General features: G+C 63.3%; 20 protein-coding genes and 1 tRNA gene. 10 read left to right on the plus strand and 11 right to left on the minus strand.

Translation table 11 applies throughout. The features are described from left to right. Positions 1-81: 81 nt before the first annotated feature. Positions 82-2,505 carry a penicillin-binding protein 1A gene (locus tag ACIPHN_RS17745; RefSeq protein ID WP_400438102.1) on the minus strand — a complete coding sequence of 808 codons (2,424 nt, stop codon included), beginning with the start codon at positions 2,503-2,505 and terminating at the stop codon, positions 82-84. Positions 2,506-2,727: 222 nt separating this feature from the next. Between ACIPHN_RS17745 and pilM the strand changes: the two genes are divergently transcribed. The 8 genes from pilM (at position 2,728) to ACIPHN_RS17785 (ending at position 11,884) form a co-directional block, all read left to right on the plus strand. After that, positions 2,728-3,684 (plus strand): pilus assembly protein PilM, encoded by a 957-nt coding sequence (gene pilM, locus ACIPHN_RS17750; protein WP_400438104.1) that lies wholly within the window; start codon positions 2,728-2,730, stop codon positions 3,682-3,684. Beyond that, positions 3,681-4,244 (plus strand): pilus assembly protein, encoded by a 564-nt coding sequence (locus ACIPHN_RS17755; RefSeq protein WP_400438106.1) that lies wholly within the window; start codon positions 3,681-3,683, stop codon positions 4,242-4,244. The genes pilM and ACIPHN_RS17755 overlap by 4 nt, the downstream gene beginning before the upstream one ends. Further along, complete coding sequence (locus ACIPHN_RS17760; RefSeq protein ID WP_400438108.1) at positions 4,241-4,819, plus strand: type 4a pilus biogenesis protein PilO; 579 nt, start codon at positions 4,241-4,243, stop codon at positions 4,817-4,819. The genes ACIPHN_RS17755 and ACIPHN_RS17760 overlap by 4 nt, the downstream gene beginning before the upstream one ends. Beyond that, the gene (locus ACIPHN_RS17765; protein WP_400438110.1) at positions 4,816-5,454 is read left to right on the plus strand and encodes a pilus assembly protein PilP; all 639 of its coding nucleotides are present in this window, start codon (positions 4,816-4,818) and stop codon (positions 5,452-5,454) included. The genes ACIPHN_RS17760 and ACIPHN_RS17765 overlap by 4 nt, the downstream gene beginning before the upstream one ends. Then, entirely contained in the window at positions 5,451-7,502 is a 2,052-nt protein-coding gene (pilQ, locus tag ACIPHN_RS17770) for a type IV pilus secretin PilQ (protein ID WP_400438112.1), read from the plus strand. Before ACIPHN_RS17765 ends, pilQ begins: the two co-directional genes overlap by 4 nt. A 200-nt stretch (positions 7,503-7,702) precedes the next feature. Further along, positions 7,703-9,517, plus strand: a complete 1,815-nt coding sequence (gene aroB / locus ACIPHN_RS17775; protein WP_400438114.1) for a 3-dehydroquinate synthase — start codon at positions 7,703-7,705, stop codon at positions 9,515-9,517. A gap of 1 nt (position 9,518) precedes the next feature. Further along, on the plus strand, positions 9,519-10,670 hold the full coding sequence (locus tag ACIPHN_RS17780; protein WP_400438116.1) for a deoxyguanosinetriphosphate triphosphohydrolase: 1,152 nt from the start codon (positions 9,519-9,521) through the stop codon (positions 10,668-10,670). A gap of 482 nt (positions 10,671-11,152) precedes the next feature. Beyond that, positions 11,153-11,884 (plus strand): DUF5610 domain-containing protein, encoded by a 732-nt coding sequence (locus ACIPHN_RS17785; protein WP_400438117.1) that lies wholly within the window; start codon positions 11,153-11,155, stop codon positions 11,882-11,884. 121 nt (positions 11,885-12,005) lie between these two features. Here the strand turns inward: ACIPHN_RS17785 and ACIPHN_RS17790 are convergent, their stop codons facing one another. Further along, positions 12,006-14,357: a Tex family protein gene (locus ACIPHN_RS17790; protein WP_400438119.1), complete on the minus strand. Its 2,352-nt coding sequence runs from the start codon at positions 14,355-14,357 to the stop codon at positions 12,006-12,008. A gap of 215 nt (positions 14,358-14,572) precedes the next feature. Here ACIPHN_RS17790 and pth point away from each other — a divergent pair, with 215 nt between their 5' ends. After that, positions 14,573-15,151 carry an aminoacyl-tRNA hydrolase gene (pth, locus tag ACIPHN_RS17795; RefSeq protein WP_400438121.1) on the plus strand — a complete coding sequence of 193 codons (579 nt, stop codon included), beginning with the start codon at positions 14,573-14,575 and terminating at the stop codon, positions 15,149-15,151. Between the two features lie 161 nt (positions 15,152-15,312). Here the strand turns inward: pth and ACIPHN_RS17800 are convergent, their stop codons facing one another. Both ACIPHN_RS17800 and ACIPHN_RS17805 read right to left on the minus strand, forming a co-directional pair. After that, positions 15,313-16,080, minus strand: coding sequence for a DsbC family protein (locus ACIPHN_RS17800; RefSeq protein ID WP_400438123.1), 768 nt, complete (start codon positions 16,078-16,080; stop codon positions 15,313-15,315). A 183-nt stretch (positions 16,081-16,263) separates the two neighbouring features. Then, positions 16,264-17,496 carry a UbiH/UbiF family hydroxylase gene (locus ACIPHN_RS17805; RefSeq protein WP_400438125.1) on the minus strand — a complete coding sequence of 411 codons (1,233 nt, stop codon included), beginning with the start codon at positions 17,494-17,496 and terminating at the stop codon, positions 16,264-16,266. Positions 17,497-17,581: 85 nt separating this feature from the next. On the opposite strand from ACIPHN_RS17805, the gene ACIPHN_RS17810 reads away from it, so the two are divergent. Continuing rightward, positions 17,582-17,657, plus strand: a tRNA-Phe gene (locus ACIPHN_RS17810). 45 nt (positions 17,658-17,702) lie between these two features. Here ACIPHN_RS17810 and ACIPHN_RS17815 read toward each other — a convergent pair. The 7 genes from ACIPHN_RS17815 to ACIPHN_RS17845 all read right to left on the minus strand — a co-directional run bounded on the left by ACIPHN_RS17815 (position 17,703) and on the right by ACIPHN_RS17845 (position 23,254). Further along, a complete protein-coding gene (locus ACIPHN_RS17815) occupies positions 17,703-18,212 on the minus strand; it encodes a type II toxin-antitoxin system YhaV family toxin (protein WP_400438127.1) in 510 nt (169 codons plus the stop codon). After that, positions 18,209-18,538 (minus strand): type II toxin-antitoxin system PrlF family antitoxin, encoded by a 330-nt coding sequence (locus ACIPHN_RS17820; RefSeq protein WP_400438129.1) that lies wholly within the window; start codon positions 18,536-18,538, stop codon positions 18,209-18,211. Before ACIPHN_RS17820 ends, ACIPHN_RS17815 begins: the two co-directional genes overlap by 4 nt. Positions 18,539-18,712: 174 nt before the next feature. Then, positions 18,713-19,084 (minus strand): winged helix-turn-helix transcriptional regulator, encoded by a 372-nt coding sequence (locus tag ACIPHN_RS17825; protein WP_400438131.1) that lies wholly within the window; start codon positions 19,082-19,084, stop codon positions 18,713-18,715. Between the two features lie 109 nt (positions 19,085-19,193). Continuing rightward, on the minus strand, positions 19,194-20,048 hold the full coding sequence (locus tag ACIPHN_RS17830; protein ID WP_400438133.1) for a type I restriction-modification system subunit M: 855 nt from the start codon (positions 20,046-20,048) through the stop codon (positions 19,194-19,196). Positions 20,049-20,221: 173 nt separating this feature from the next. Further along, positions 20,222-20,941 carry a hypothetical protein gene (locus ACIPHN_RS17835; RefSeq protein ID WP_400438134.1) on the minus strand — a complete coding sequence of 240 codons (720 nt, stop codon included), beginning with the start codon at positions 20,939-20,941 and terminating at the stop codon, positions 20,222-20,224. 170 nt (positions 20,942-21,111) lie between these two features. After that, positions 21,112-22,191, minus strand: a complete 1,080-nt coding sequence (locus tag ACIPHN_RS17840; protein ID WP_400438136.1) for a protoglobin domain-containing protein — start codon at positions 22,189-22,191, stop codon at positions 21,112-21,114. A gap of 259 nt (positions 22,192-22,450) precedes the next feature. Further along, positions 22,451-23,254: a flagellar motor protein MotB gene (locus ACIPHN_RS17845; RefSeq protein ID WP_400438138.1), complete on the minus strand. Its 804-nt coding sequence runs from the start codon at positions 23,252-23,254 to the stop codon at positions 22,451-22,453. Positions 23,255-23,268: the final 14 nt, after the last annotated feature.

Consider the following 23,268-nt stretch of genomic DNA (forward strand, 5'->3'; position numbering starts at 1 on the left):
CAGGCGGTTTTTTCATTGGCGCGGCGCAGGCGAATAAACAATATAAATAATTTACATCCACCCGCCTGCACAACTGCAACGTCAGAACAATTCGTTCTTCATCTGCGTCTTGGCCTTTTCTTCTTCCGGCGTCATACCGCCACGATCACCCATGCCCAGGTCGCGCACCATGGCAGTGGGCGGGTACTCGGCGTAGTAGTACTCGCCACCGGTCTCGATCACGCCATCCGGCACCGTGCGATCCACGTTGGGCACATCCTTGAGCGCCTTGGACATGTAGCTGATCCACACCGGCAGGGCCAGGCCGCCACCGGTTTCGCGATCGCCCAGGCTCTTGGGCTGGTCGTAACCGATCCAGGCAATCGCCGTCAGGCCGGGCTGGTAGCCGGCGAACCAGGCATCCATGGAATCGTTGGTGGTACCGGTCTTGCCGGCCAGGTCGGTCCGCTTCAGGGACAGTGCCTTGACCGCCGTGCCATGGCGCACCACATCACGCAGCATGCTGTCCATGATGAAGGCGTTGCGTGCATCGATGACGCGATTGGATTCATCGCTGGCCGTGGCCGGCTTGGCCTGGGACAGCACCGTTCCGTCGCTGTCGGTGACCTTGGTGATCAGGAAGGGATTGATCTTGTAGCCGCCATTGGCGAACACCGAATACGCACCCACCATCTGCAGCGGCGTGACATTGCCTGCGCCCAGCGCCAGGGTCAGGTAGGGCGGGTTCTTGTCGGCATCGAAGCCGAAGCGGGTGATGTATTCCTGCGCGTACTTGACGCCGACCCGCTCCAGGATACGGATGGAGACCAGGTTGATCGACTTCTGCAAGGCACGCCGCATCGAGATCGGTCCCTCGAACTTGCCGCCGTAGTTCTTCGGCTGCCAGACCTGGCCACCGGTCTGGGTGAAGGTCAGCGGCGCATCATTGATGATGGTGGCCGGCGACAGACCCTTTTCCAGCGAAGACGAATAGATGAAGGGCTTGAAGGACGAGCCCGGCTGACGCCAGGCCTGCGTGACGTGGTTGAACTTGTTGCGATTGAAATCGAAACCACCCACCAGCGAGCGGATCGCACCATCCTGCGAATTGACCGAGACGAAGGCCGATTCCACCTCCGGCATCTGGGTGATGATCCAGTTGCTGCCATCCTGGAACACCCGGATGATGGCACCACGGCGGATCTTCTTCTGCGGCGGTGCCTTGTCCGAGAGCAGGTTGGCGCCGAAGCCCAGGCCGGCACCGGAGATGCTGATCTCTTCGCCGGTGGCGAGCATGGCGGTGATTTCCTTGGGCTTGGCTTCCAGCACCACGGCCGAGACCATGTCATCGCTATCGGGATGGTCGGCCAGCTCCACCTCCACGGCATCCTCCAGGACTTCGCGGCTGGTGTTTTCCGGCAGGTCCATGTAACCCTCGGGACCGCGATAGCCGTGGCGGCGCTCGTAATCGATGATGCCGCGACGCAGGGCGATGTAAGCCGCATCCTGGTCGGTCTTGGTGATGGTGGTGAAGACGTTCAGGCCACGCGTATAGGTCTCGTCCTTGTACTGGCTGTAGACCAGCTGGCGCGCCATCTCGGCGACATATTCGGCGTGCATGCCGAAGGCCGAACTATCACCCTTGACGCGCAGTTGTTCATCTTTGGCTGCCTGATACTGCACTTCAGTGATATATCCAAGCTGGCGCATGCGCAGTAGGATGTATTGCTGACGGGCATGGGCGCGCTTGGGATTGACCACCGGGTTGTAGGCCGACGGCGCCTTGGGCAGGCCGGCCAGCATGGCGGCCTCGGCGATGGTGAGATCCTTGAGCTGCTTGCCGAAATAGATCTGGGCGGCCGAGGCGAAGCCATAGGCACGTTGTCCCAGATAGATCTGATTCATGTAGACCTCGAGGATCTGGTCCTTGGTCAGGTTGTTCTCGATCTTCCAGGCCAGCGGGATCTCGTAGAAGAACTTGCGCACCGCCTTCTGCAGGAAGGTCGGTTCGTTGCTGGTCAGGAAGAAGTTGCGCGCCACCTGCTGCGTGATGGTGGAGGCCCCGCCGCCGCCGCCGGAGAGGTTGGAGAAGGTCGCCCGGGCGATGCCCTGGTAATCGACGCCGCCGTGTTCGTAGAAGCGGTCATCCTCGATGGCCAGCACGGCCTTCTTCATGATCTCGGGGATGTCCTTGAAGTGCACCAGGTTGCGACGCTCTTCGCCGAATTCGCCGATCAGCACGCCATCGGCCGAGAAGATGCGCAGCGGGATCTTGGGACGGTAGTCGGTCAGGGTATCGAGGTCGGGCAGCTTGGGATAGGTCAGCGCGACGATGAAGGTCACGCCCAGCGCCGCCATCACGGCCAGGCCGAATACGGTGCCGAACACGCCTAGCAGGAGACGCAGGGACCAGTGCATGCGCTTGCGCGGTGGCTTGCCGGTGGGCTCATCGGCCGCCGGCTGGGCCGCAGTGTTGGGCGCCGATGCGGGCTTCTTGGGATCGTCGCCGTTGGAAGGTGAAGACATTCGAGATATGCGTTAAAGCAGGCCGTAGCCGGATTGGAAGAAACAAGCCCGCATTATAGCGGCTCCCCCCTGCAGGCCGCGCGGCCCGGTGTTGCAAATAGACCAAACCCGATGGGACAGGGTTCCTGGCCGCGCTTGCGTCCGGGTGGCCGGCGGCGGCGAATTGGCCGGTCTTCCTCAAGTTTTGACTATTCCCGCACCGGCTTGTGCGTCTGACAATCCATGCTCCTTCCCTGGCATGAGGTGAGCGGCATGGTGCGGCTATCCCTTCCCCTAGGCTTGCGCCCGGCGTCCCTGTGCGCCGGCCTCGACATCGGCCGCGATAGCCTGCGCCTGGCCCTGCTGCGACGCCGTGGCGGACGGCGGCAGGTGCTGCAGCTGGCCACGCGCAGGCTGCCGTCGCCGGGCGCGGGACGCGACCATTTCAGCGACATCGATGCACTGGCCAGCCACTGCCGCGCCCTGCTGGCCGCTCCGGCCTGCCGGGATGCGACACTGGTGCTGGCCATTCCCGCGGCCAGCCTGACGCATCGCCAGCTGGTCCTGCCGGCCGGTTCGAACGCCGTGCAACGGCTATCCCAGGTGCGCGCCGAGATGGCGGCCCATGGCCTGGCTGCCGAAGAATACGAACTCGACTACCAGCTCCAGGGCCCCCAACCAGGTTCGCCGGGTGACGTACAGGTGCTGGCCCTGGCCGCCCCTACGCTGGCCATCGAAGACCGGCTGGCGCTGGCCGAGGCCCTGCAGATGCCCCTGGCCGCGCTCCCCCCGGAGGATCTCTGCCTGCGCGACTTCCTGCGCCAGGACCGGCCGACCCGCGCCGCTGCCGTGCTGCGGCTCGACAGCGGCAGCCGCTGGCTGATCCAGGGCACCGGCGCCAGCCAGCCCTTGCACTGTCCCGCGGCCGCCGTGGGCAAGAGCCGTGCCGACGCGGCCCTGGCCCTGCTGGCCGAACTGGCGCCGCTACTGCACCAGCGGACGCATCAGCTGCTGCTGACCGGCGACCAGCCCGGGCTGGACGACCTTCCCCGCCTCTTCCACCGCTACACCAGCCTGACGGCGGCACCAGCCCGGCTACCCGCCAGCCTGGTCCTGGCCACCGCTAGCGGCGACACCACCCCCAGCGCCCTGAGCGGCTTTCATCTGGCCCTGGCGCTGGCGGCACGGGGGCTGGCATGACGACACCCATCGACTTCCTCCATGCGCCAGGCCGGCGCCGCCGTGCGCGTGAACGGCTCTTCTACGGCTGGCTGGCCACGGCGACACTGCTGGGCAGCCTGTCGGCCGGCCTCCTGGCTCTGCGCCTGCACCTGCACACGCGCGACCTGCTCGCCGCCAGCACCCTGCTGGACGGGCAAGTCCGGGCGCTGGCGCCACAGGTCCAGGCCAGCACCGCGCTGCGTGCCGATATCGAGCGGCTGGAAAAGCGCAACACCGCCCTGCGGCAACTGGCGCAGCAACGTGCCCAGGCCGCCCAGCTGTTGCGCGGCGTGGCCACGGCAAGCGACACCGGGATGCGCCTGCAGCGCATCAGCCTGCAGGATGGGCGTGCCGACCTGTCCGGACAGGCCCCCACCATGCAGGCTATCCAGGACTATGCCGGCGCGCTGTCCGGGGCCGGGCTGGAGGGCGCCACCCTGCATGATCTGCACGCCGACCAGCAGCCGGATGCCACGGGCGGCTATGCCTTCAGCCTCACCATCCCGCTGCCACCGACAGCGACGGAAACCCGCCGATGAGCCTGCGCGCCCTGGCCATCCATCCCGCCCACTGGCCGCTGCCGGCGCGCCTCGTCCTGATGCTGGCGTGCGCCCTGCTCTGCGCCGTCGGCGGCCTGCTGCTGGCCGTGCAGGAGCAGGAAGACAGCCGCCACGCCGCCCGCCAGCGACAACAGGAACTGCGCACGCAATTCCGGGCTGCGCTGGCCCAGGCCAACCGCGTGGGTACGCTGCGCGTGCACAAGACGGCACTGGAGGTGCAATTGGCGACACAGGAAGAGCAACTGTGGCCATCCGCCGCCGCCAGCAACGGCCTGCTGCACACGAAACTGATGCGCCGTGCTGCCGAATGCGGCCTGACGCTGGAATCGTTCAAACCCCATGCCGGCAAGCCCTCGGCCAGCCTCAGCCTGCGCGGCCCCTATAGCGGCCTGTTGCGCCTGGTCGAGTTGGTCACCGCCCCACCCCTCCCCGTCCTCATCGACAGCCTGGAACTGCGCATCAGCGAACGCCCCGGCGACCGCAGCCTGCTGATGACCACCATCGTCACCGCCCCGACACGACCCGACCCGCAAGAAAAGGAGCGCTCCCCATGACTCTCTTACCTCTCTTACGACCCGCCCTGCCGCTCGTCATCGCCTGCCTGCTGGCCCTGCCTGCCCGCGCCCTGGTCGCCGACCATCCGGACGAAGTGGCGGCGACCCTCACCTGGCTGGACGATGCCCGCCGCCAGGCCGCTCGTGTGCCGCCAGACCCGCTCCCGCCGGCAGCCACTGCAACAGAAGCGGAAGCACCTCCCACGGCATCGCTCCAGGATCCCTTCGGCCTGCACCAGCCGGACGCCATGCCACCCGACGCATCCGCATCACAGCGCCCGCGTCCCCGATCCGGCGACACGGAGCCAGGCGCCGCCGATGCAGCAGATGCCGCGGATGCAGCCCCGCCGCGCCCCGCCCTGCGCATGCTGGGGAGCCTGCGGCAAGACGATCTGCAACAGGCGCTGGTGGAGATTGCCGGCACCACCTACCGCGTGGGCCGGGGCGATACGCTGCCGGCTGGATTGGGCAAGGTCGTGGCCGTCAGCGACGATGCCATTGACATCAGCGATGGCGCCACCACCCGCACCATCACGATCGATCCGACGCCAGTATCGGCACCGGCACCGGCCCCATCATCGCTACCGTCACGCCAGGGCAAGCGTCGCCTGACCCGGCCGGGGGCAAGGGCATGAGCGCGCCGTGGCCCGCATCGCTTGCCGGACTGGCGCTACTGGTGCTACTGGCCGTGCCACAGCCTGCCTGCGCTGCCAGCGACACCCGCCTGCATGCGCTGGACATCCACTATCACCAGGACGCTGCCACGCTGGAGCTGCGCCTGACCCAGCCCATCGATGCCGCCCGCGTCAACACCTTTACCCTGATCGATCCGCTGCAACTGGTGCTGGACCTGCCCGAGGTCACGCCTGCTGCCCACCTGCCCCGCCGCCTGGCCGCCAGCGGCCTGCTCAGGCAGGTCACCCTGGCCGGGGACGGCGAACGCCTGCGCGTGCTGCTGCGACTCAAGCAGCCGGTCACGCATCGCCTGCAGGTACAGGGCGAGCGCCTGCTGCTGGCGCTGGCGCCGCGTGCTGACGAGGATCCGGCGGCCATCGGCCAGATCGACTTCCACCGTGGTCCGGCCGGAGAAGGCCGGCTGACGCTGGAACTGGCCTCCGCCGATCACCCGGTCCAGTTGCGCCAGCTGGGCCAGCGCCTCATCGCCGACATCGGTGGCGCCAGCTTGCCGGTCGCCCTGCGGCGGCGTGTGGAGGTGGCTGGATTCGGCACCCCGGTGCGCTACCACACGGCCCTGCCCCACGACGATGGCGTACGGCTGGTAATCGAGGCGCAGGGGCCGTGGCGCTACCTGGCGCACCAGCAGGGCCGCCGGCTCGTCATTGATGTACTGAGCGCCGCACCGCCAGCGCAGGCAGGCGGGGCCGACAAGGCATACAGCGGCAAGAAGCTCTCGCTGAATGTCCAGAACATCGAGGTCCGCACCGCGCTGCAGGTACTGGCCGACTTCACGGGCGCAAACATCATCGCCAGCGATAGCGTGGGTGGCCAGTTGAGCCTGCGGCTCAAGGACGTCCCCTGGGACCAGGCGCTGGACCTGATCCTGCAGGCGCGCGGCCTGGAGATGCGGCGCCACGGCGAGGTACTGTGGGTCGCCCCACGCGAGGAAATGCTGGCACGTGAACGGCAGGAACTGGAACAGAAGGCCCAGATCGCTGACCTGGAAGCGCTGCACGCCGAGAGCTTCCAGCTCAACTACCAGCGCGCCGACACGCTGCGCCGGGCGCTGGGCATCGGCGAGGACGGCACCACCCAGCCCGGACGGCGCAATACCCTGCTGTCACGGCGCGGCAGCGCCATGATCGACAGCCACACCAACCAGTTGCTGGTCACCGATACCCTGGCGGCGCTGGCCAACGTGCGCAAGCTGATCGAACGCATCGACGTGGCCGCGCGCCAGGTATTGATCGAGGCACGCATCGTCGAGGCCGACGACGGCTTCGCCCGCAACCTCGGCGTCAAGCTGGGCCTGTCGGCCTTGAGCCGGGGTGCGGCCATCGGCAACAGCTATGCCGGCGTGGGCGAGCTGAGCGGCCAGACCGCCCCCGTACCCGGGCTTTACCTGCGCGAACCGGCACTGGACCTGCGCGCCGATGCCGCCGGCGGCAAGCTCCCGGGCAGCTTCGCCTTCACCCTGTTCAATGCCGCCGCGCAACGTTTTCTCAATGTCGAGCTGTCGGCGCTGGAAGCCGACGGTCGCGGCAAGATCGTCTCCAGCCCGCGCCTGGTCACGGCCGACCAGCAGGCCGCCCTGATCGAGCAGGGCGAAGAAATTCCCTACCAGCAATCCGCCGGCAATGGCGTCACCACCACGGCCTTCAAGAAAGCCAACCTGAAGCTGGAAGTCACGCCCCAGATCACCCCCGATGGCAACGTGATCCTGGATGTCGACGTCAACAAGGACAGCCGTGGCAGCGCCACGCCCGGCGGCCTGGCGATCAATACCAAGCACATCAAGACCAAGGTCCAGGTCGAGGATGGCGGCACGGTGGTCATTGGCGGCATCTATACCCAGGCCGACCAGGCGCATGAGACCCGGGTGCCGCTGCTGGGCGAGATCCCGCTGCTGGGCGCGCTGTTCCGCCAGCGCAGCAGCCGCCGCGAAAAGACCGAATTGCTGATCTTCCTGACACCGCGCATCGTCGTCCCGCCGCGCCCATATTGACTTTTACGGCGCCGGACCGGGATTTTTTCCCCGGTGGCGGGGCAAGAACGGTAAAATCCCAGTTCCAGGCCTGCGCTGCCGGGCGGCAACCCCGCCGGCGCGCCGATCCGGACGACGCCCGCGGGGCGCCCGGGTGACTGCGGCGACAGACGCGCAGCACCACCAGACATTTGCCAGCAGCGCAGGATTCTTAGTTTGATATGACTGGAAGCATCTTCCTCGTCGGCCTGATGGGAGCCGGCAAGACCACCATAGGCCGGGCCCTGGCCAAGAAGCTCAACAAGCGTTTCGTCGATTCGGACCACGAGATCGAAGCGCGTACCGGCGCGACCATCCCGGTGATCTTCGAGATCGAGGGCGAGGAGAATTTCCGCCGCCGCGAAGCCGAAGTCATCCGCGAGCTCTCGGCCCAACCCGATATCGTGCTGGCCACCGGCGGTGGCGCCATCCTGCGCGCCGAGAATCGCGAAAACCTCAAGAAGGGCGGCACCGTCGTCTACCTGCGCGCCAGCATCAACCAGATCCTCCAGCGCACCGGGCGCGACAAGAACCGCCCGCTGCTGCAGACCGCCGACCCGCGCCGCAAGCTGGAAGAACTCTCGCGCCAGCGCGACCCGCTGTACCGCGACGTGGCCGACTTCGTGGTCGAAACCAATCGGCCCAACGTGCAGTTCCTGGTGCAGACCATCATCAGCCACCTGGAACTCTCGTCCAAGGAAGAGGCCTGGCTGCCGCTGCCGGACGCTGACGACACCCTCGTCCTGGACACCAGCAGCACCACCCTGGCACGCGCCATGGACGGCACCACGGTGCTGGCCACCGGCCATTCCACCCTGATCATCGAAGGCGCCCACGGCGCCGCCCCCTCCATTGTTGGCAGCATGAACCAGACCACCTCCCTCCCTGCCGGCACCGCCAGCAGCACCGTCGCCCCCATCACCCTCAACGTCGACCTGGGCGAGCGCAGCTATCCCATCCACATCGGCCGCGGCCTGCTGGACGATGCCAGCCTGCTGCCGCGTTACGTGGCCGGCAAGCGCGTGGCCATCGTCACCAACGACAAGGTCGGCCCGCTGTATCTGGAGAAGGTCAGCCGTACCCTGCGCGAGGCCGGCAAGCAGGTCACCGAGATCGTGCTGCCCGATGGCGAGGAAGAAAAGAACTGGGCCAGCCTGATGACGATCTTCGATCGCCTGCTGGCCGACAAGTGCGACCGCAAGACCACCCTGGTCGCCCTGGGTGGCGGCGTGATCGGCGACCTGACCGGATTTGCCGCCGCTTCCTACATGCGTGGCGTGCCCTTCGTGCAGGTGCCCACCACGCTGCTGTCGCAGGTGGATTCGTCGGTCGGTGGCAAGACCGGCATCAACCACCCGCTGGGCAAGAACATGATCGGCGCCTTCTACCAGCCGCAGGCAGTCATCGCCGACACCGCCACCCTGCATACGCTGCCCGCGCGCGAACTCTCGGCCGGTATCGCCGAAGTGATCAAGCACGGCGCCATCATCGATGCGCCCTTCTTCGACTGGATCGAAGCCAACGTCGAGCTACTGGTCGCCAAGGATGACGCCGCCCTGGCCTACGCCATCCAGCGCTCCTGCGAAATCAAGGCCGACGTGGTCCGCCAGGACGAACGCGAAGGCGGCCTGCGCGCCATCCTCAACTTCGGCCACACCTTCGGCCACGCTATCGAGAATGGCCTGGGCTACGGTGAATGGCTGCATGGCGAAGCCGTCGGCTGCGGCATGGTGATGGCGGCCGACCTGTCGCATCGCCTGGGCTACATCGACGCCGCCACGCGCGAACGCATCCGCGTCGTCACCGAGGCCGCCGGCCTGCCCACCCGGGCGCCGGATCTTGGCACCGAGCGCTGGCTGGAACTGATGGAAGTGGACAAGAAGAACGAAGGCGGCCAGATCAAGTTCATCCTGATCAAACCGCTAGGCAGCCCCCTGATCACCAATGCGCCGCAGGACTTGCTATTGCAGACCCTGGCGGCCTCCACCGGAGAGTGACATGCATCCTGAAGCGCCGCCCTATCTCGCCCCCTACGCCGCCAACCCGGCAAGCTCGCGGGGCCGGCGCTTCAGTGAAACACCTCCCGGCTCACGCAGCGAATTCCAGCGCGACCGCGACCGCATCGTCCACTCCACCGCCTTTCGCCGCCTCGAATACAAGACCCAGGTCTTCGTGAACCACGAGGGCGACCTCTTCCGCACCCGCCTCACCCACAGCATCGAAGTGGCGCAGATCGCCCGCTCCTGCGCGCGCAACCTGCAACTCAACGAAGACCTGGTGGAAGCCATCTCGCTGGCCCACGACCTCGGCCACACGCCCTTCGGCCATGCCGGCCAGGACGAGCTGAACCACTGCATGAAGCACCACGGCGGCTTCGAGCACAACCTGCAGAGCCTGCGCGTGGTCGATGAGCTGGAACAGCACTACGGCGCCTTCGATGGCCTGAACCTCAGCTTCGAGACCCGCGAAGGCATCCTCAAGCACTGCTCGCTGCACAATGCCCGCCAGCTGGGCGATATCGGCCTGCGCTTCCTGGAGAAGCGGCAGCCCTCGCTGGAAGCGCAACTGGCCAACCTGGCCGACGAGATCGCCTACAACAACCACGACATCGACGATGGCCTGCGCTCGGGCCTGTTGACCATGGAGCTGATGAGCGAGGTCGACTTCTTCGCCCGCCACCTGCGCGAAGTGGAACAGGCCTACCCCGGCATCACCGGCCGCCGCGTGATCCACGAGACGGTGCGGCGCATGATCAATGCCCTCATCGTCGACCTCATCCAGACCTCGCGTGCACACATCGCCGAGATCGCGCCGCGCCATATCGATGACGTGCGCAATGCCCCGCAGTTGATCTCCTTCTCCGATAACATGGCCGAGCAGGCTGCGGTGCTGAAGAAATTCCTGCGTGAGAAGCTCTACCGTCACTATCAGGTCAATCGCATGACCGCCAAGGCACGCCGCATCATCGCCGAGATGTTCCAGGCCTTCATCGAGCAACCCAACCTGCTGCCACCGGATTACCAGGTCAAGGGCATCGCCGATGAAGCGCTGCGCCTGGACAAGCAGGCCCGCAAGGTGGCCGACTACATCGCCGGCATGACCGACCGCTACGCCATCCGCGAGCACCGGCGCCTGTTCGTGATGGAATGAACGTTATAAAAATTTAGTCCGTGCCGCTCGCAGCTTTAGTCCGCTCATCCTGTGGACTAACACCCGCCCCGCACTGAACGCGACGTATCGATACGTCGCGTTTTCCGCAAGCTCATCGATGCGCTCGGATACACGTCACAGCGTTGCCCCACTGCAAACGAAGTGAGCTCATCGGCACCTCCCGCACATCTCGTTACATTTTTTCTCAATATTTTTTTCATTCGTACGCTCACGGAACACGTCGTTCCGCTGCCCGCAATCCCTTACCCATATTGGCTTTGCCAGGCATTACAAAGAGGCAATGCGAACCCGCCGCGATGTGTGGCGAGGAAACTGACAGATGTAAATTTCTGTCAATATCAAGTCGGCTTCGCACGCGCCGTTATGCAGGAATGGAGTGGCGCTGTTCTTCCGACAACTCACCACTCCAGCGGATCCGACTCTCCCCCTTAGCCCGGATCCCCTTTCCACAGGAGACCGTCATGGCCATCGGCAACACCAGCAACCTGGACAGCACGTCCATCTATCCCCTGAGCAGCAGCGCCTCCACGGATGCCAATACGCTGTCGAGCAACAGCACCGGCACCAGCGCCGCCAACAGCGACAAGATCGCCAGCGCCCAGCAAGCCAACCTGCTCACCGCCAGTGGCTCGCAGGCACAGCTCAACGTCTCGATCCTGCAAGCCTCGCTGCAGGTCTCGCTCAATGCGCAGAACGATCCGCTGTCGCTGGTCTACAAGAGCGCCATCGCCAACATCAGCGAAACACTGGGCATCTCGGACAGCAGCGGCACCACACCCGCCACCACACCGGCAGCGCAGGACAACTCCCCCGAAGGCACGGCCGGACGCATCGTCTCCTTCATCACCAACATGTTCCAACTGTTCAAGCAAAACAACCCCGACAAGTCCGACAGCAGCAATATCGACGACTACATGAACCAGATCTTCAAGGGTGTGGACCAGGGCTTCTCGGAAGCACGCGGCATCCTCGACAGCCTGGGTGCGCTCAATGGCGATATCGCCAGCAATATCGACAAGACCTATTCGCTGGTACAGAAGTCGCTGAAGGACTTCATCGACCAGGTCAAGAACGGCAACCAGCAAGGTGGCGATGGCAGCAGCGACGGCAGCGGCGGCACCGTCGTGGCCAGCCAGACCACGGTGAGCATTTCGGTCTCGGTGAGCCAGACCAGCATCAGCACCACCGCGTAAGCGCCACTCATCCGGCGCAACACGGGCGTAAAAAAACAGGCTGTCCCCGCAAGGGAACAGCCTGTTCTTCGTTCAGCGCTGGCTAGGAATTCAGCGCAGCGCTGCAAGCCCTGTCAAAGCTTCAACCCTTGAGCTTGGCAAACGCCGCGGCCATCGCATTGTTGGCCGGTGCCTGCTCGCGGCCGCGCTGGTTCTGGTGCTGCGACAGGCGGCGCGAATCGTTGCGATCACCACGCTGCTCGTTGCGCGCGCCGGGTGCCGGGGCGGTGTCGTTCAGGCGCATGGTCAGGGCGATACGCTTGCGCTTCTCGTCCACTTCCAGCACCTTGACCTTGACCACCTGGCCGGCCTTGACCACGGTGTGCGGGTCCTTGACGTAGCTGTTGGACAGCGCCGAGATATGCACTAGGCCATCCTGGTGCACGCCGATGTCGACGAAGGCACCGAAGGCGGCCACGTTGGTGACCACGCCTTCCAGGATCATGTCCACGCGCAGGTCCTTGATCTCTTCCACGCCGTCCTTGAAGGTGGCGGTGGTGAACTCGGGACGAGGGTCACGACCCGGCTTGTCCAGTTCCTTGAGGATGTCGGTGACGGTGGGCACACCGAATTTCTCGTCGGCATACTTGGCCGGCGACAGGCCCTTGAGCAGCGAGGTCTGACCCAGCACGCTCTTCACATCCTTCTTGATGTCGGCCAGGATCTTCTCCACCAGCGGATAGGATTCCGGGTGGACGGCAGAAGCGTCCAGCGGGTTCTCGCCATTCATCACGCGCAGGAAACCGGCGGCCTGTTCGAAGGTCTTGTCGCCCAGGCGCGGCACCTCGCGCAAGCCAGCGCGGGAGCTGAACATGCCCTTCATGTCGCGGTAGGAAACGATGCTCTGCGCCACGCTGGCGTTGAGGCCAGACACGCGTGCCAGCAGCGGCGCGGAAGCAGTGTTGACGTCCACGCCCACGGCGTTGACGCAATCCTCCACCACGGCGTCCAGCGAGCGCGCCAGTTGCGACTGGCTCACATCGTGCTGGTACTGGCCCACGCCGATGGACTTGGGATCGATCTTGACCAGCTCGGCCAGCGGATCCTGCAAGCGACGCGCAATCGAGACGGCACCGCGCAGCGAGACGTCCATATCCGGCAATTCCTTGGAGGCGAATTCGGAAGCGGAATACACCGATGCCCCCGCTTCGGACACCACGATCTTGGTGAGCTTGAGTTCCGGGCGCAGCTTGATCAGGTCCTGCGCCAGCTTGTCGGTTTCACGCGAGGCGGTGCCGTTGCCGATCGAGATCAGCGAGACATTGTGCTTCTCGGCCAGCTGCGAGAGCGAATGCAGCGAACCGTTCCAGTCATTGCGCGGCTGGTGCGGATAGATGGTATCGGTGGCGACGACCTTGCCGGTGGCGTCGACGATGGCGACCTTGACGCCGGTACGCAGGCCAGGATCCAGGCCCATGGTGGTGCGCGGGCCAGCCGGTGCGGCCAGCAGCAGGTCCTTCAGGTTGCGGGCGAAGACGTTGATGGCCTCGGCCTCGGCCTTCTCGCGCAGGTTGGTCATCAGCTCGGTTTCCAGGTGCATGAAGACCTTCACGCGCCAGGCCCAGCGCACCGTGTCGGAGAGCCACTTGTCGGCCGCACGGCCCTTGTTGGAGACACCGAAGCGCGAGGCGATGCGACCTTCGCAAGGATTGTGGGGAGCATCCCACTTGGGCTTCTCTTCTTCGCTGTCCAGGCGCAGGATGACGTTCAACATCTCTTCACGGCGACCACGGAACAGGGCCAGGGCGCGGTGCGAGGGGATGGTGGAATAGGTCTCCGAGTAATCGAAATAGTCGGCAAACTTTTCACCGGCATCCTGCTTGCCCTCGATCACCTTGGATTCGACCACGCCATGCTCGGTCAGGTATTCGCGCAGGCTTTGCAGCAGCTCCGCGTCTTCCGAGAAACGTTCCATCAGGATCTGACGCGCGCCATCCAGGGCGGCCTTGGTATCGGGCACGCCGGGGTTGTCGCCGTTGTCGGTGGTGAAGGCCGGCTTGAGGTACTTGGCGGCTTCTTCTTCGGGATTGAGGCCGGGATCGTTCATCAGCGCATCGGCCAGCTCGGTCAGGCCGGCTTCGGCGGCGATCTGGGCCTTGGTACGGCGCTTGGGCTTGTAGGGCAGGTACAGGTCTTCGAGACGGGTCTTGTCTTCGGCGTGGGTGATAGCATCCAGCAATACCGGTGTCATCTTGCCCTGTTCCTCGATGGAAGCGATGATCGCGGCGCGACGAGCTTCTAGTTCGCGCAGGTAGCGCAGGCGCTCTTCCAGCAGGCGCAGCTGGACGTCGTCCAGGCCGCCGGTGACTTCCTTGCGGTAACGGGCGATGAAGGGAACGGTGGCACCTTCGTCCAGCAAGGCGATGGCGGCAGCGACCTGAACCGGCTTGGCGGCGAGTTCAAGGGCGAGTCGTTGTTCGATAGAAGGCAGCATGGTGAAACCCAGTCAACAAATAAACGGTAAAGAAAAACAAGCGTTGGATGATACGCAATTCAGGCACATGCGCCAATCTTGACATTGCCCGATTGCACGGAAAACGAAGCGCCACGGGCATGCCCGCTCGGCGCGGCATTGGACGGGGAGCGGCAAAGCCGGGATAATCGCCGCTTCGACGCCCTCCATGGCGTACTACTATTCATTTTTGCAACATGTCCATCCGCCTTATCGTCGGTCTCGGCAATCCCGGCCCCGAGTACGAACAAACCCGCCACAACGCCGGATTCTGGCTGGTCGACAATCTCGCCGGTCCGGTGCGCCTGGCGCGCGAGGCGCGCTTCAATGCGCTGGCCGGCAAGACCAGCATCGCCGGCAGCGAAGTCTGGCTGCTGGAGCCGCAGACCTACATGAACCGCTCCGGCCAGTCGGTCGGTGCGCTGGCGCGTTTCTACAAGATCACGCCTGACGAAGTGCTGGTGGTGCATGACGAACTGGACCTGCCGCCGGGCGCGGCCAAGATCAAGAAGGGCGGCTCCTCCGGCGGCCACAATGGCCTCAAGGACATCACCGCGGCACTGGGCACCCAGGACTACTGGCGCCTGCGCCTGGGCATCGGTCATCCGCGCACGCTGAACCTGCAGCAACCGGTGGCCGACTTCGTGCTGCACCGGCCGCGCAAGGAAGAACAGGCGCTGATCAACGAGGCGCTGGACCAGAGCCTGAACGTGATTCCCCTGCTGGTGCAGGGCAAGTTCGAACAGGCCATGATGGAATTGCATACCGGGAAGTGAGCGCAAGGCGTGCGAGACTAAGTTGTTCGTCATGACATTGTTAGACACGGACCATCACGGACTAACAAGATTCCCACAGGCAAAGACAGGACCGGCAGAAGGATAATCGGACAAAAGGACAAAAGGGGCGCCCGCCATGCGGACGCCCCTTTTTTTCGGGCTTACTTGAGCGAGGACAGTTTCTGTTCCAGGCCCTTGGCATCGACCGCACCCGGGATGCGCGAGCCATCAGTGAAGATGATGGTCGGCGTGCCGGTGATCTTGAGCTTCTTGCCCAGCGCCAGCACGTCTTCATGCGGCGCGTTGCAGGAGGCCGCAGCGGCCGGGGCATCCTTGCCGCTCACCATCCACTCGTTCCATGCCTTGCTCGGATTGGGCGCGCACCAGATGTTGCGCGACTTGACGATGGAGTCCGGCGACAGGATGTTGTACTGGAAGGTGTAGTAGGTGATGTTGTCCACTTCCTGCAGGGTCTTGTGCAGACGCTTGCAGTAGATGCAGTTGGGATCCTCGAAGATGGCGATCACGCGCTTGCCATTGCCCTTGACGGTCTTGATGGCCTTGTCCAGCGGCAGGGCCGAGAACGGCACCTGGTTCAGCGAATCGATCTTTTCCTTGGTGTAGTCGCGGTAGGTCTGCGAATCGACCACGCGGCCGATGAAGAGGTACTGGGCCTTGGCATCGGTATAGATCACATCGCCGTCGATCTGGATCTCATAAAGGCCGCCATAGGGCGTCTTGGTCACGGAGTCGACCTTGGCATCCTTGCCCAGGCGCGGCTCGATGAGCTTCTTGATGTTGGCTTCAGTGCTGTCGGCGGCCTCGGCCTGCGCATGCGCGCTCACGCCGGCGACGGTGGAAATGAGCAGCACGGCGGCCATGCTCAGATGGCGCAACTTGCTGGTCGTTGTGCTAAAAATTTTTTTCATGCTCGTCCTGATTCAAATCAAACGCGCCGGCAATCTTCGAGATGTCGGCCGCAAAGCCGCGCCCGTACTACCTTTGCGCTCACCTGTCATAAATTGTTGTGAATGGTTCCAATGGAGGATGCTGCCTGTCGGACGGGTAGCGCCCTCCGATGAAGGCCCTACCTTACCCTAAAACGGCTGCCCTCACCGCCCCAGTGCATGCGCGATCAGGCGGCGCTTGAGCACGGGCAGATGATTGACCAGGCTCATGCCGAGATTGCGCACCAGCCGCACTGGCTCGGCCTCGGTAGAGAAAATCCGATGCAGGCCGTCGGTGGCGATCTGCATCAGCAGCACTTCTTCCTTGCGGGCGCGGCCATAGCGACGCAGCACGCGGTCATCGCCGCAATCGTACTGGGGCTCGCGCTTGACCAGGGTCTCGATCAGGGCATCGACGTCGCCGAAGCCCAGGTTCATGCCATGACCGGCCATGGGGTGGACCGCGTGAGCGGCATCCCCGATCAGCGCCACGCGCGGCGCGATCATCGCATGCGGCTTGATCAGGCGCAGCGGGAAGGCCTTGGCCACCTCGGGCTGCAGCGGCGTCAGCTGGCCCAGCACCGGACCGGCCCACTGCGCCAGGCGCTCGGCCAGGGTAGCCAGCGGCAGGCGCATCAATTGTTCCGCCAGCGCCTGGGGCGCCGACCATACCAGCGAGACGCGGTTACCCGGCAACGGCAGCAAGGCGATGATGCCCTCGGTAGGGCTGAACCACTGGTAGGCCACACCGCGATGCGGCAGCTCGCAGCTGAAATTGGTCACGATGGCGTTTTGCCCGTAGGCGCGGTAATCCAGGCCGATATCGCACTGGCCGCGCACCCAGGAATTGGCGCCATCGGCACCGACCACCAGGGCGGCCGACAGCGACTGGCCGGACTCCAGCGTCAGCGTGGCGGCCTCGGCACCGACCGACAGGCCGGTTGCACGGCCCTGGACCACACGCACATTGGGCGCGAAGCGCAGGGCGGCATCCAGCGCCTGGTCAAGGTTGCGGCCCTCGACGATCCAGGCCAGGGCATCGGTACGCGCGGCGTAGGCATCGAAGCTGAGCAGGCCGGGCTTGGCCTTCTCGGCCAGGCCATCGCCCTGCACGGTCATGTTATCCACAGGGGCGATGCGCTCGGCATCCATGGCATCCCAGACGCGCACCGAGGACAGCAGGCGGTGGGCGGTATGGTTCAGGGCATAGACGCGCACGTCCCAGCTGGCGTCGTCGGGCGGCGCGGCCTTGGGCGGTGGGGCCAGCAGCGTCACCTTCAGGCCCGCCTGCGCCAGCCCCAGCGCCGCGGTCTTGCCGATGGCACCGTCACCGACGATGCAGATATCAGAGCCAGCCGCAGCCGGCGAAGAGGATGAGGGATGTGCGTTGGTAGTCATGCCGGGCATTATAAACGGGGGCGCGGAAACTATTTTTCAAAAAGGCCTTGCATAATTTTTTAAAGTGACTATACTTGTCTCTCTTGGCCTGGTAGCTCAGTTGGTAGAGCAGAGGATTGAAAATCCTTGTGTCGGTGGTTCGATTCCGCCCCGGGCCACCAAGAATGTTCCAAGCAAAAACGCCAGCCCTCACCGGCTGGCGTTTTTCATTTCCGGGACTGAAATCCTGCGAACTGTTGCAAGCACTGCCCCTCGGCCCGAGCCTCAGCCAGCAATTGAGCCCAATCATCGGGAGGGTGGCCGCTTTCCAGCATCTTGCGGAACACCCGATAGGCATCATTGCCACTCTCATAGGCACGCTTGGTGTCTTCGTCATTGACCCACGCGAACACAATCATCTTGCTCGGTGCGTGGTAGCGAAAAAACAAGCGGTATTGCTGGAAGAATTTCGCCCGGAGCCAGTGCTTGTGATCTTCGCCCAAGGTGCCGCCTTGGCGGTATTCGGGTCGGGCAGGGTCTTCTGGAATGACGTCGAAGGCGAGTTTTGTGATCGCCGCAAGCCGCTTGCTGGCATTCTTTTTCATGTACCCGCTCGGGTCCTTCTGTTTGATGCTTTCGACCTGCCCGGCCAGCACCTCAATCTGAGCGAGGAACAGCGGATGGGCAAAAACTGTCCATCCGTGAATGACCAGTGGCACAGGCTTGCCCGCGCTCATTCATCGTCTGCCGACAGTTCGGCATCAAGGTCGACCTCGATAGAACCGACAAGCGACTGAAGCCGCTGGACAAGGCCCTCGTCGATTGCCTGCAGGCGCTCGGGATGATTGGCAATGTCGCGGGCCAGAAAGCCCAGGAACTGACCGAGTATCGGGTCGTCACCTTCTGAGGCTTCGGCACGGGTCAGCACCACCTCGCCGCTGGGGCGGATCGTGTAGTGGATCTTGTCGCGCTTACCAAGTTTGAGGGCGCGACGCACGGTTTCTGGCACCGTGGTCTGGTAGCGATCGGTCAACGTAGATTCGACATCAAGGGTGGCAGGCATGGTGCTCTCCGGTTAGCGGGGCGGATTTTTTTTGCATGGTAATGCAATCGCATTACCATGTCAATGCAAATGCATTGCCGCCGTTCGTTGCTATTCTGTCTGGTGTTCCGGGGGGGGGGCGACTGGCTGCCATTGGACACGTCGAACAGTGCCGAGTTAACCTGTCCAGCAGTTTCAGCCGATGTCTGTTGATTTGCTCGCAGATTTGACCCTCTCCATTTGACCCACCTTCCATTGCCTGCTGAAGGCAGCCACCCGGTCATACGACCCCTCATATCCCAGCTCTCTTAAGTCCAGGAACATCTGTTTCAGGGTCCTTCTTTGCTTCCGAGATTTGATCGCCTCTGCGCTGAGCCAGGCGGAGAGCCTGGCGGTGAATTCATCGAGCGAGCTTGGCGAACGCCTTGCTGGATAAGCGGGTTCGCTGACATCGGATCGGATGTAGCGGCGAACAGTGTTGCGGGAAATGTCGAGCCTGCGGGCGATTTCCCGAATTGAGATGCGGTCTCTGATGTACCAGCGTCGAATAATTCCAAGTAGGGCCACGTCTATCACTCCGTTCTCCCGCTCGCTGTGATGAGCAGGATTGTGGTCTAAACATGGGTCAACTTTGGATGCAAATTTCCTGGGAAAGTGGGTCAGTTTTCAATGCAAATCAACAGGTATCCCCCAGCTGCATATTGAACTTGTCGTAGTTCACGTTGTGCAGGAACATATTCATCCGCGCCAGGTTATAGGTGGTGTGGTTGATTTCCTGCCCGAAGAAACCGTCTTCGATGATGTGGGCGTCGAAGTGCTTCTTGGCTTGCAGCAGCAGCGAGCCCGATCCGCAGGCCGGGTCATAAATCTTATTGACCGTGGCCTGCTTGTGCATCGCCAGTTGCGCAATCAGTTTGGAAACGTGCTGAGGCGTGAAGAACTCGCCTCCCGACTTACCTGCATTGGCGGCATAGTTGGAGATGAGGAATTCGTAGGCATCGCCAAAGAGATCGATGTGGCTGGCATCGAAATCGCCGAAGTCCAGTTCGGCCACGCCCTTGAGCACCGCCGCCAGTCGTGTGTTCTTGTCTTTGACAGTGTTACCCAGGCGGTTGCTGGTGGTATCGAAGTCGGCGAACAGGCCCTTGATATCCGGCTCAGAGGGGTAGCCATTGGCCGAGGCCTCAATGGAAGAAAAGATCGCCGCCAGATCGGTGTTGAGGCTTTCATTCGTGTTCGCGCCAGCAGCCACATTGGCAAACAACTGGCTGGGGTAGATGAAGTAGCCCTTGGTCTTGATGGCATCGTCTTTCACCGCGATGATATTTTGATCCCCATCATCCATCGCGGCATAGTCCACCGACGCGTCGCCACCGGTAACGTAGTCCGTGAAATTCTCGCTGATGAAGCGATAGAACAGCGTGCCCAGCACGTACTGCTTGAAGTCCCAACCATCCACAGCACCCCGGACATCGTTGGCGATGGCCCAGATTTGGCGCTGCAAGGCAGCGCGTTGTTGACTACTCGACATGAAATTAACTTTCCCTGGTACAAATTTATTGAGCGACTTAGTTGGCCATCGGAATCCCAAATTGGGGAACACCAGGCCAATGAATACCGGCGTTGACTGAACTTAACTAAGTGATTTTCTCGCATATTTAAGCTCTCCGCTTACCTCAGCGGAGGGCGAGTTTGGCGCCCCAATCAGCCTCCCCCTGTCGCTAGTGGCTGTTTCGCAGACTTCTTCCGATGAGGGGATGACAGGACTTTCTTGGTGGCGCGACCAAGTGCGAACATGGACTGATCGAAACCATATAAGCGATCTTGCGATAATTGATCTCCTGAGATTTTCTGAACCCAGGCGACATAGCTCGCAATCTCGCTGCCCGTTGATATGTCTTTCAGATGGGCTTTGTCGTCCGCACAGTCATCGCGATGAATTCGGTAGGCACGCAATGTGTGCTGATCTGCAATAGGCTGCTGAGCAGGTGCAGCGAGATGCTGACCGAACTGCCTGAACACAGGGCCGGGGGTGTTCTTGTCCATCACGACTGAGCGACCCAGGCCATACCCTAGCCCCTCAGCGATGTGGCGAACCTTTTGCAGATCTCCATTCTTCCAAACGACGGCAATGATTAGTCGCTCCAGTGGCGTCGAAACCTTCGCCAGCAGTTCCGCTGCATTCAGCTTTGCATAGTCCGTCAAGGTCTCCAATTCGGCTTGAGTGAAGTTCATCTGCAGCCGAGGATATTCATCAACAGACATGTTGAAATTCTTAGGCAACTCAGACGCTTCAATGAAGCCGCCGAACTCACGCTTCCCGCTTTCGATATCAGCCAAACGCTGGTACAGCGGCAGCAGAGAATTACGAAGTTTCTCAGTTTCAGGGTCTAAGCAAGGGTAGCTGGCAAGGGATTGGGACATACCACTTCAGGAGTCGATTATTAATTTTCCAATACTAACACTCTGAGCTATTTCCATAAGACATCTCCTCAGAGTTGACCGCTACCCGCCCCCCTTGAAGCGGATCTCGTTCGTTTGATCAGGCTTCCGCCACACTCGGCCACCTTGCCCGCGATCTCCAACGCAGCAAGCTACCCATCCGCATGCCGCGCCTGAATCGCATCCACCTCCGGCAGGATGCGCATGAATGCCTCCACCAGCGCCGGATCAAACGCTTCTCCGCTATTGGCCTGCAGATACTCCACCGCCTGCGCCTGCGTCCACGCCTCCTTGTAGGGTCGCACCGAGACCAGCGCGTCGTACACGTCGCAGATCGTGGCGATGCGTCCCTCCAGCGGGATCTCCTCTCCCCGCAAGCCCGCCGGATAACCTCCGCCATCCCAGCGCTCATGGTGCGTGAGCGAAATGCGGCGCGCCATCCGGATCACCTCCGACGGATAGTCCGGGATGATGGTCGCGCCGATGTCAGGATGGGTGCGCATCACATCCTGCTCTTCCGGGCTCAGGCGGCCGGGCTTGAGCAGGATGCTGTCGGGGATGCCGATCTTGCCCACGTCGTGCAGGGGACTGGCGATCTGGATCATCTGCGCCCATTGCGCGCCCATGTCGATCTCGATGGCCAGGGCGTGGCACATCTGGCTCATGCGCACCAGGTGATGGCCGGTCTCGTTGTCGCGGAATTCGCCGGCGCGCGCCAGCGCAAAATTGAGCTCGTTGGCCATCTGGCGCAGAGCATCCACCTGGGAGTCGTAATAGACCGTGGTGGAGATGCCCATGTCCAGGCTGGTGACCCGATTGATGGCCGACAGATAGCGGTGCTGCCGCGCCGGGTCATCGGCGATGTTCTCCAGGATGACCTTGCTCAACTGGTCCAGCATCAGCGTGTAGGTGCCCATGTAGAAACGCAGGTCGACACCGAGCCGGTAATGCGCTTCGCCAATGCGCCGCGCCGCCGCCAGGTAGGCGTCGTCGAAATCGCCGGAGAAGACGAAACGCTGCCAGTGATGCCGCTGTGCCGCCTTGGCACGCGCCATCGAGTCGGCATTGGCAAACATCTTGCGCGTGGCGGGATTGGCCTGGATCACGGCATAGACCGCTTCCAGCATCGCGTCCAAATTGCGCTCCAGCAGCGGCGCCACCTCCCCCAGAACTGCGCGCGTGGAAGCATCGATGGAAAGAAAATCGAGCCATTCGTTGAGGCGTAGATGCATGACGTTTTTGATTGTTATAGGAGCCGATAGCGCCCCGCATCCATTCCGGAAAGAGGCAGATCACGCTTGGTCAGGACCAAGCCATCGGCCAATATACAAGTCGGGTGGGTGTTCCGAATTTGATACAGGACAAAGCCACAGGGAATAGACCGCTGGCGCAGGCGCTGTGCGAGCACCTTCCTGCGCCCGCGGCGCCTTTTCTCACGCAGTGGTGACGGTCACACGTAACTTTTCCGCCAGAAAAACGACGTGACTCCCTTTACTTCTTCTCCGCGCCATTGACGAACCTGACCTCCACGCGCCGGTTGCGCTCGTCGCTGGCGGCCAGTCCCGGCAGGGGTTGCGAATCCCCGTACCCGGCCACGATCACGCGGCGCGCTGCCTCGGGGGCGCTGTGGCCGATCAGCAGCAGGCGCGCTTCACGGGCACGCGCGGCCGAGAGGGTGATGTTGTCGTCATAGACCGTGCAGAAGGCGCGGTAGTCGGTCACCGGGGCCTTCACCGGTTTGTCGTCGGTGTGCCCTTCGACGTAGATGCGTCCGCCCGGATTCTGGCGCAGGTACTCGGCGATGCGCTCTTCCACCTGGGCAAAGGCGGCGCGGGCTTCCGGTTCGACGCAGGCACTGCCACGACGGAAGGCGCCTTCCTTCAGGGTGATCTTGCCGGCCTCGGTATCCACTGCCACCAGGCTGGCGGCGCCCTGCTGCGCGAACACGGTCTGCACCTGGCGCAAGACCACAGTCAGGCCCGGCCCTGATGATTCGTTAGCTGCCGCCGCCCCCTCCTGCGCCTGCGCCGACTGCTGCGCGGGTACCGGGGCCGGGGCCGATGCCGTCGCAACAGCTGCCGGAGCGCGCGGGGTTGCTGCCGATGGTGCTGCCGATGGTGCCGCCGGTGTCGCGGCCGGTGGGGCTACCAGTGCCGCTGCACGCACCTCATCGGCCTGCGCCTGCACCGCCGCCGGACCACCCGCGCGCATCACGGCCAGCATCAGCACCAGTACCGCCACCACACCCATCATCAGGTTGGCGACGACGACCCACTCACTCTGCTTGTCCTTCATGGCCATCCCCAGGT

It is taken from the genome of Herbaspirillum sp. NPDC087042 (assembly GCF_044745245.1).
Classification (GTDB): domain Bacteria; phylum Pseudomonadota; class Gammaproteobacteria; order Burkholderiales; family Burkholderiaceae_D; genus Herbaspirillum.